This is a genomic window from Mucilaginibacter sp. P5_A4 (assembly GCF_056400605.1).
Genome location: NZ_JBFUKX010000063.1, coordinates 18,942 through 27,755 on the forward strand (window position 1 = coordinate 18,942; position 8,814 = coordinate 27,755).

Here is an 8,814-nt window from a genome sequence, read left to right on the forward strand (position 1 = left end):
CTCTTATATTAACGTAATTTATATGCTTTAAGCGGTTGGTCATTAATACCAAACAGGTAATACTTGCTGCCCGTTGCGTTTTTGATGACTAATGACGACCGCACCTGTCCGTTTAAATCAAACCCGGTTTTTGAGGAAGGAAAATAGCTAAACCCATTTTTACTATATTGATAAACCAGCCCGTGGCTTGCGTCAAGCCGGCCAATTTCTGGTTTAAAGCCGTAAAAGTTACCCCCTAAAATTATTTTAACATTGCCCGTATTATCAATATCATCACACAAAATAGTGTTAACCATTGAAAGCTGTGCCTCGGCCGGTAAAAGCTTACAGGTAAACTTTTTACCATTATTTAAAAATACTGCCGAAGCCAAAAAATTCATCTCATGTGTTTCGGCACCCGCCAGCATGTCGCTTGTAAAAACTTCATTAAAGGGCTTCCCTGCGTAATCTATATATTGCAAGAAGCGTTTTTTCAATATCGGCAACTGGCCAACAAGATCGGGCTTCATATGAAAAACATAATTTACATCATCACTTCTATACATTGAGGTAACACATTCCTTTGTACCGTTATTATCAAAGTCTTTCACATAAATTTCCATAGGCTCGGTAAACGACGCCCTGAACTTGGAATTTAAGCCGATGTTGCCGCCAATAATATCTAAATTTCCGTCACCATTAACATCGGCAATTTCAAGGCTGCTCCACCAGCCTTTGTAATTGGCCAGTTGTTTGTCTTCGGTAAATTTCCCTTTAAAATTTTTAAAAATCCTGATGCCCATCCAGTTACCGGCAACTACCAGGTCGGGATAACCGTCTTTATCTAAATCGGCCCATTGGGCGGCGGTAACCATACCCAGCCTGGTATTTGTGCCCAACACCTGTGCCGATACATCCGTAAAGTGCCCCTTGCCATCATTATGAAAAACATATGATTTTGCCGAACATCCGTAAAGGCCCGGAACGCTCCTGCCGCCGATGAACAGATCGGGGTGGCCATCGCCATCATAATCGCATGATACGATGGCAGATGCATTAACAGCGGCATATAACGTTTTATCTGCGTTGCGATGGAAATTACCTTTACCATCGTTCTCATAAAACCGTGGATTATAAACTGGAGTTTCTGCTTCATCGGCATTACCGCCAACACCAATGATCAGGTCCTGGTCGCCATCGCCGTCAAAATCGCCAAATACGGCACCCGCGTTTTCAAGGTAATCCTGTTTCTTTAAGTCATCGGGGATGGTTTGTTTAAACCTGCCATCTTTTTGTTGAATGTAGATAGCGGCAAAGCTATTTTTTGAGCTGCCGAAATAAAAATCAGTTAAGCCGTCATTATTCACATCACCCTTAGCCATGTAGGGATTTTCGGTTGATAACATCTGCAGCATCAGGCGTTCATTATCAAAATCAATAAAATCGTCTTCTTTATGCCTTGGGATGCTATCAAAAATAGATTTTGTTACATCAGCAAATTGCGGTTTTACAACAGGCTTGTTCCAACTGTAATTAAGTTTTGCATCGGTTTGTTTAAATGTATAAACTTTATCGCCTTTAACATTTTGTAAAAGCTGGTATTTACCACCCGGCCAAACGATCTGTAAAGAATCTACCTGTTTATATTTACCTATACCAAGGGTAAGCAAATTGGGCGAAGTACAGCTTTGAAAACCACGGGTAGGCTGGTTATAATAAATAAGCGCGCTGCCTTTCATAAAAGCCTTAACGGTTACACCTACCCCAAAGCTATTTAAACCACTGCCCTTTAATTTTAATTGGATGTGGTGGTTGCCATTTTTTTCGGCATTGTTTTTATAAACATAAACCGGTGAGTTTACGTTATTAACCACCAGGTCATTATCACCATCATTATCCAGATCGGCATAAGTTGAACCATTGCTGAATGATGGTTTATCTAAACCAAAATCGGCCGATTTGTTGGTGAATGTAAGGTTATGGTTATTTAAATAGGCATAGTTTGATACCGGGGTCGATTGCATTTTATCGGTAAAATCTTTAAAATCAAACTTATTGCGCCCCTCGGCTATTTTGGCCATATTATCGCGGTTGCCCAAAAACTCGATGTAATCCTGATCGGTAAGGTCTTTGTAAATCCCGTTTGATACAAAAATATCTTTCCAGCCATCGTTATCCATATCAAACATCAGCGCCCCCCAGCTCCAGTCGGTAGCCGCTATCCCCGAGTAAAAAGCCGTTTCAGAAAATGTGCCATCGCCATTATTTACCTGCAGGCAATTTTGCATATACTGGTTATAATAACCATCCCGCTGTTTGGCTTTAATCACATCGTACGATTCAAAGGAGGTTATTTTTTTGAGGCGTTTATCACCTTCGGGCAGCATTTCGGTAGTAAAAATATCATACTGCCCGTCGTTATTGATATCGGCAATATCAGATCCCATGGAAGCCAGGCTAAGGTGACCGGTTTCATTTTGGATATCTTCTTTAAAAGTGCCGTTCTTTTGGTTAATGTATAAGTAATCCCGCTCAAAAAAATCATTGGAAACATAGATATCCGGGTAGCCATCCTGGTTGATATCAGCTACAGAAACGCCTAAGCCAAAGCCTATGTCGCTGGAATATATGCCCGCCTGTTTGGTTACGTTGGTAAAATGCCCGCCATCGTTACGATAAAGGCGCGCACCACCCAATGCATCAACTACAGACCTTAAATCCTTATTAAAATCAAATGAAGCTGTCGGCCTGAAAGAGTTATTTAATACAAAGCAATCCAGGTCGCCATCGTTATCATAGTCAAAAAATATGGCCTGGGTTGATAAACCATTATCTACCAGGCCATATTTTCCGGCTTCTTCTTTAAATGTACCATCGTGCTGGTTTATAAATAATTCGTTCCCTTTTTCTTTGCCGCGGGCATTACCGCTGTGGCATACATAAATATCAAGCCATCCATCGCCGTTAATATCAACCATGGTAGCGCCTGTACTCCAGTATTTGGTACCCTTTACCCCTGCTTTAGCAGTTACGTTTTCAAACTTCCAGTTGCCTTTGTTAATATAAAGCTGGTTGCCCCCCATGTTCGAGGTAAGGTAAACATCGTTAAGTCCATCATTATTTACATCGCCAATAGCTACCCCGCCCCCGTTGTAGTAGTTACGATATGTAAATACGTTGGTACGGTTCTGGTCGTTTAACTGGTTTATAAAGTTTATACCTATATCATCATTTGATTGTAGTGAAAACAAAGTTGGCCTATGGCCGCCATTACAGGCGCACAACATTACGCCAATAGATAAGACAAAAAAGGCAGATCGTTTAAAAAGCATCATACGCACTTATAAAAAACAAACGTAGCGGAAAATTACCCGCTACGTTCTCTTCAATCAAATAAATCTCAATATATTAATAACCTGCGTTTTGTTTAAGGTTAGGGTTGGTATCCACAGCACGTTGTGGGATAGGATACAATGTTCTTATTTTATCGGATTTGTTAGGACGCTGATCAACCGGATCATTAAATTTCTCAAAACGGATCAGGTCATTTCTTCTCCATCCTTCGTAATAAAGCTCACGGCCTCTTTCGGCAAGCATCACTGTTGCGTCAACAGATGATAAAGCCGATGCGCCACGGGGGGCACGGATAGCATTAACAATTAATAATGCAGTTTGGCCCTTGGGATCGGTACCACCACGCATAAGGGCCTCGGCCTTTTCAAGCAGCACGTCGGCGTACCGTAGTATTACATAATCATTATCCTCGCCGCTATCTGTAACGGTTCCGTCATCATTAGGATGAGGGAAATATTTGAATACTCTTATGCCCTGTGCTTCTGTTGAAAAGTTAAGATTAACCTCGGGCGTAAAAACAAGTGGTTTACCGCCACGTTGCTTCAATGCCACGCCTTTAGGACCAAACTGTTGTCCTACGGCAAAACCTGCTCTTAAACCAACTTTATCTGTTAGGCCGGGATACTCAACACCGCGCCGCTCATCAGTTGCTTCAAACGATTTGTAAAAGTCGGCAAGGGTGGTAAACCCGTTCCAGCCATCAGGTGTCTGGTTATAATGCAACCCCATCTTCCAGCGGTTTTTAGCAGATCCCTGCACTTTATCAGTTGTATTGTATATACCAAATATATTTTCGTGGGATTGTGCGGTGTTATCCCAGGCAAAATCCTGGAAGTATTTACCTGCCGGCTCCAAAGCATAACCCGCATCTGTTACCTTGTTAGCATATTCAATTACTTTATCCATATCAGCCTTTACAAATGTAAAAGGCCCACCCACGGTGGCGGCTGTATAAACTGCCCTGTTCAGGTAAACTTTAGCTAAAAGAGCTTCGGCTGCAGCTTTACTTGCTATACCTATATTGGCTGATATGCCTAATTTAGATTCGGCAAACACAAGATCTGCAATAATGAAATCTGTAGCCTCTGAACGGGTATAAACTTTAGGTATAGATGAGTTTGGCGCATTTGGATCGCGAAATGGCGCCTGGCCATATAAGTCAACTATCTGGAACATGAAGTAGGCACGCAGGAAGCTTGCTTCAGCTTTGATCTGGTCTGTAGTTGCCCTTGATATTACCTGCGTTGCACGGAATACACCAATGTTAAGCTGATCCCAGGTATCATTTACCTGGTTGTGCGATGGTGTCCAGGTATGAGTGTGCAATTTACGCCAGGTGCCAAAATCTCCCCAGTCGGTACCACGGGTTGGCCCCATCATCTCATCTGTTGAGTGTTCTTGCAAGGCATATGTATTTGCCTGGTCAGACTGTCCAAATAGTTGTGCATACACGCCGTTAAGATCGGTTGTACTGGCAGCTCCTCCCTTGTCAATAGATTTTGAGCCGTAAACGGTCTCATCTAATTTTTTGCAACCGGCAGTGATTAAAAGTATAATACTGCAAGTTACTGTGATCAATTTAATTTTTTTCATACTAATTTATATTAAAAACCTGCATTTAAACTTATTGTAAATGTGCGCGCGCTTGGGTAAGCGGTATAATCGATACCTCTTGACGGCACGCCATTTCTTTCCTTGTTTGTATTGATTTCGGGATCAAGGCCACTGTACCCGGTTATCAGGAAGATGTTTTGGCCTGTTAATCCTACACGTAACGACTTAATTGTATTTCCCTTAACACGGAATGTGTAACCTAATGAGGCGTTGCTCATCCTCAGGAAGTCGCCCTTTTCAAGGAAGCGTGATGATACCTCGCCAGAGTTCAGCGGATTTTCATTGGTTGCGGCAACCGCCTGGGTTACGTTACGACCGCTAACCAAATTGCCTTTATAGAAAAATGCGTTGGCGGTGTTGTTGTAAATGTAAAAGCCGGTTTGGGCATTTATGAAAAAGCTCAAGGTCCAGTTACCGTATGTAAAAGTATTATTTATACCTGCCAGGAATGTTGGAAGAGGACTGCCATGTGGAGTTGCCGAGTCAATACCATTAGGATATACACCAAAACCATTGGCATCTAAACCGTTGTATTGAGCCACATTAAATTCATACAGCGGGTAGCCATTACCAAAAAACTGGGCATAAGCGCCTGATAAGCCCTGGCCATCAATGTTACCTGTGATTACGTTGCGGTTACCAAAGTTTTCAATACGGTTTTTAACAAAGGTCATATTATAATTGATATCCCAGCTGAACTTTTTGCCTTGCACAGCCTGGAAAAGAAGGCCTACCTCCACACCGGTATTCCGCACATTACCAGGCAAATTAACCCAATATCTGGTGTTGGCCGCGGGTTGGGCTATGTCCTGAAGAAACAGTAGGTTTTTCTGCGATTTATTGAAGTAATCAATGGTACCGGTTAAACGGCTGTTAAGTATGCTAAAATCAATACCTGCACCATACGCAGTTTGGGTTTCCCATTTCAGATCGGGATTGGCAGCATTTAATGGAGTGCTCGATGTACCATAGTAGTTAAGTTGCCTTAATGCCAGGGAAGCGTATGATGGAAACTCCTGGTTACCGGTTTGTCCATAGTTTAACCTAAGGCTTAAATCATCAAATATGCCCTTTGGAGCAAAACTTTCATTGCTGACACGCCATTTTGCGGCAAGAGCAGGAAAATTACCGTATTTATGATTGTCACCAAAACGGGTTGAACCATCTCTCCTGATTGTACCAGTCAGGAAATATTTATCTTTGTAAGTATAGTTAATACGTGCAAACATTGACTGTAACCTGTAGCTGCTGCTATCGCCAACGGGGTAAGCCAGGTGACTTTTAAAATCGTTATAGTTCTTAACAAACTGACCGGCAGTTTGGGTACCCCATCCAAAATCGTTACGACTGTAATTTTTATAATTGGAATATGAATACCCTGCCAATGCTGTTAAACTGCTGTTATCAGAAAATTTCTTTTCGTAGTTTAATGTATGCTCGGTGATCATACTGGTAAGCTCGGTATGCTGGAGAATGCCACGACCATTACCAGTAGCCGAAGGCACGTTAAAATCCCTGATATTGGTTTGATCGGTAAAGCCTACTATCCTGGGATCATAAAATGTTTTTCTTAAGCCCCTGGATACATCAACACCAATATTCCCTTTATATGACAAACCTTCAATAAGCCTGACGGTAAGTGTTAAATTGTTAAGAAAACGGTTGATGTTATCCCTGTCATCTATTTGATTAAGCATTGAAACCGGGTTTCTGAAGCTATTATTTTTTGGAAATCCCTTGTCATCATAGCCATTGATATCAAAATACCTACCCTGGTCGTCAAACACCGGAATTGTAGGATTAGTTTGAAGAGCTGCACCTATTAAGCTACCGTTAAAGCCGGCATTATTGGTGATAGGTGCAAACTGATCTTTTACGTTAGAGTATAATGATTGCAGGTCAAATTTTATCCTTCCCCTAAATGCAGACTGAGATGCATTTAAACGGGCTGTAAGACGTTTTAAGCCTGTTTTTTTAACAATACCCTGCTGATTATCGTATGAAGAAGAAAAGCGGTAATTACCTGTGTTACTGGCTCCACCAAAAGCTATATTATAGTTTTGAGATACGGCCGTTCTCAGTATCTGGTCCTGCCAATCAGTATTACCTTTGAAATCAACAGCTGTAGCATCTGCTCCTACAGCTGTTACAGCTTTCAAAAAATCTTCGCGATTAAGAAGATCATAACGTTTGGCTGCGCTTGCAATACTGGTGCTTGCACCAAATTGTATACCTGCTCCTTTACGCCCCTTGCGGGTTGTAATAAGGATAACGCCGTTTGCACCACGTGAACCATAAATAGCCGCAGATGATGCATCTTTTAATATACTGATATTTTCGATATCAGCAGGGTTAATAAAAGCCAGCGGGTTACGGGCCGATGAACTACCTGCACCGCTATCGTAGCCCCCGGCAGTTCCGCCGTTGTCAAGTGGTACGCCATCAACAACATATAATGGATTGTTACTTGAACGTATGGAACTTGCACCCCGGATGTTAATGGTTGCACCTGCACCGGGCTCACCACTCGCCGGTGTTACCTGCACCCCGGCTATTCTACCTTGCAATAACTGCTCGGGAGTTGCAATAACACCTTTATTGAAATCTTTAGTACCAATTGAAGCTACAGAACCGGTAGCGTCACGTACACGCTGGGTACCGTAGCCTATTACAACTACTTCATTTAAAGCTTTACTTGATACTTCAATCGCAACGTTAACAATTGTGCGATTATCAATATTAACCGTTTGGCTTATGTAACCAAGATAGGTGAATGATAAAGAGGGAGTGTTTCCGGGAACCGAAATACGATATTCGCCTTCGGTATTGGTTATCGTACCTCCCGGTGCGGTTACTGATGTTTTAACTGTAACCCCTATTAATGGGGATCCATCCTTTTTGTCGGTTACTTTACCTGTAATGATCTTATTTTGGGCCATAACGGTCCCCGAAAAAAGAAAAATAACAGCAAAGAAACATACGTTGAGTAGGTGTTTAAATTGCATAATTACTGAGATTTAGTTGAATTGGTTTTATTAACTGGTTTAGTTTTAAAGCTAAATACTATAGGTACCAAACACTCCACACGCCCTTCATCTGTTTATATTTTTGATTGAAATGATCAAAAAACATAGGCATAAAATAGTTACAGTAAACACTCCCAATTAATACCGGAATAAAGAAGTTTAACAGGAAATAATTTTAAAGTAACAGGTAGTTGAATGTATGGTTTATAATATCACACCTTAAAATCCAATGCAATTTAGATATAATAGAGGTAGAAAAACACCTAATAAGTGCAATAAGGCCGTTTAAAGGTTTCTTTTAACAATTATATAAAAATTTATTGAGTTTTTAAAACACAAGTAAATGAAAATCAAATACTTATATTTTTTTAATATCAAAAAAATATAAGTATTTTTTTACATTTTATAGTACTTTTTTAACCTAAAAGCAATTCAAAACTCTTACTTTTAGAGCCCTCAGGAATAAAAAAAGCAGTTCAAAATTCAATTAAAATCAAATGCTTTAATATTCATGATACGTTGTTCAAACTGCTCGGGATGTAAAGATTTTGCCTTTATCCGCATTTTATAAACATAAATAGTATTTACAGAATACTCCAGTATTTTGGCAATTGTATCATTATCTGTAATACCCATTCTAATTAAGGCAAATATGCGCAGATCGGTATTTAACACTTCATCCTCCTGCGGCCAGGTTTGATCTTTTTCATCAAACAGGGTGTTAAAAACAGCAATAAAATTCGGGAAGATCTTAACAAAGATGTGGTCAAAACTATAATAAAGGTTCTCTCTTTCTTTTTTAATATCAATACCACTTATGAGGGTATGAATAGTATCGTAC

The 8,814-nt window shown here is 40.6% G+C and carries 4 protein-coding genes; all 4 read right to left on the reverse strand.

The features are described from left to right. Positions 1–8: 8 nt before the first annotated feature. A complete protein-coding gene (locus AC1DQW_RS24980) occupies positions 9–3,314 on the reverse strand; it encodes a VCBS repeat-containing protein (RefSeq protein WP_477456538.1) in 3,306 nt (1,101 codons plus the stop codon). A 73-nt stretch (positions 3,315–3,387) separates the two neighbouring features. After that, a complete protein-coding gene (locus tag AC1DQW_RS24985; protein ID WP_477456539.1) occupies positions 3,388–4,926 on the reverse strand; it encodes a RagB/SusD family nutrient uptake outer membrane protein in 1,539 nt (512 codons plus the stop codon). Positions 4,927–4,937: 11 nt separating this feature from the next. Then, positions 4,938–7,952 (reverse strand): SusC/RagA family TonB-linked outer membrane protein, encoded by a 3,015-nt coding sequence (locus tag AC1DQW_RS24990; RefSeq protein ID WP_477456540.1) that lies wholly within the window; start codon positions 7,950–7,952, stop codon positions 4,938–4,940. A gap of 504 nt (positions 7,953–8,456) precedes the next feature. Next, on the reverse strand, positions 8,457–8,814 hold a 358-nt coding region (locus AC1DQW_RS24995), incomplete at its 5' end, for a helix-turn-helix transcriptional regulator (protein WP_477456541.1).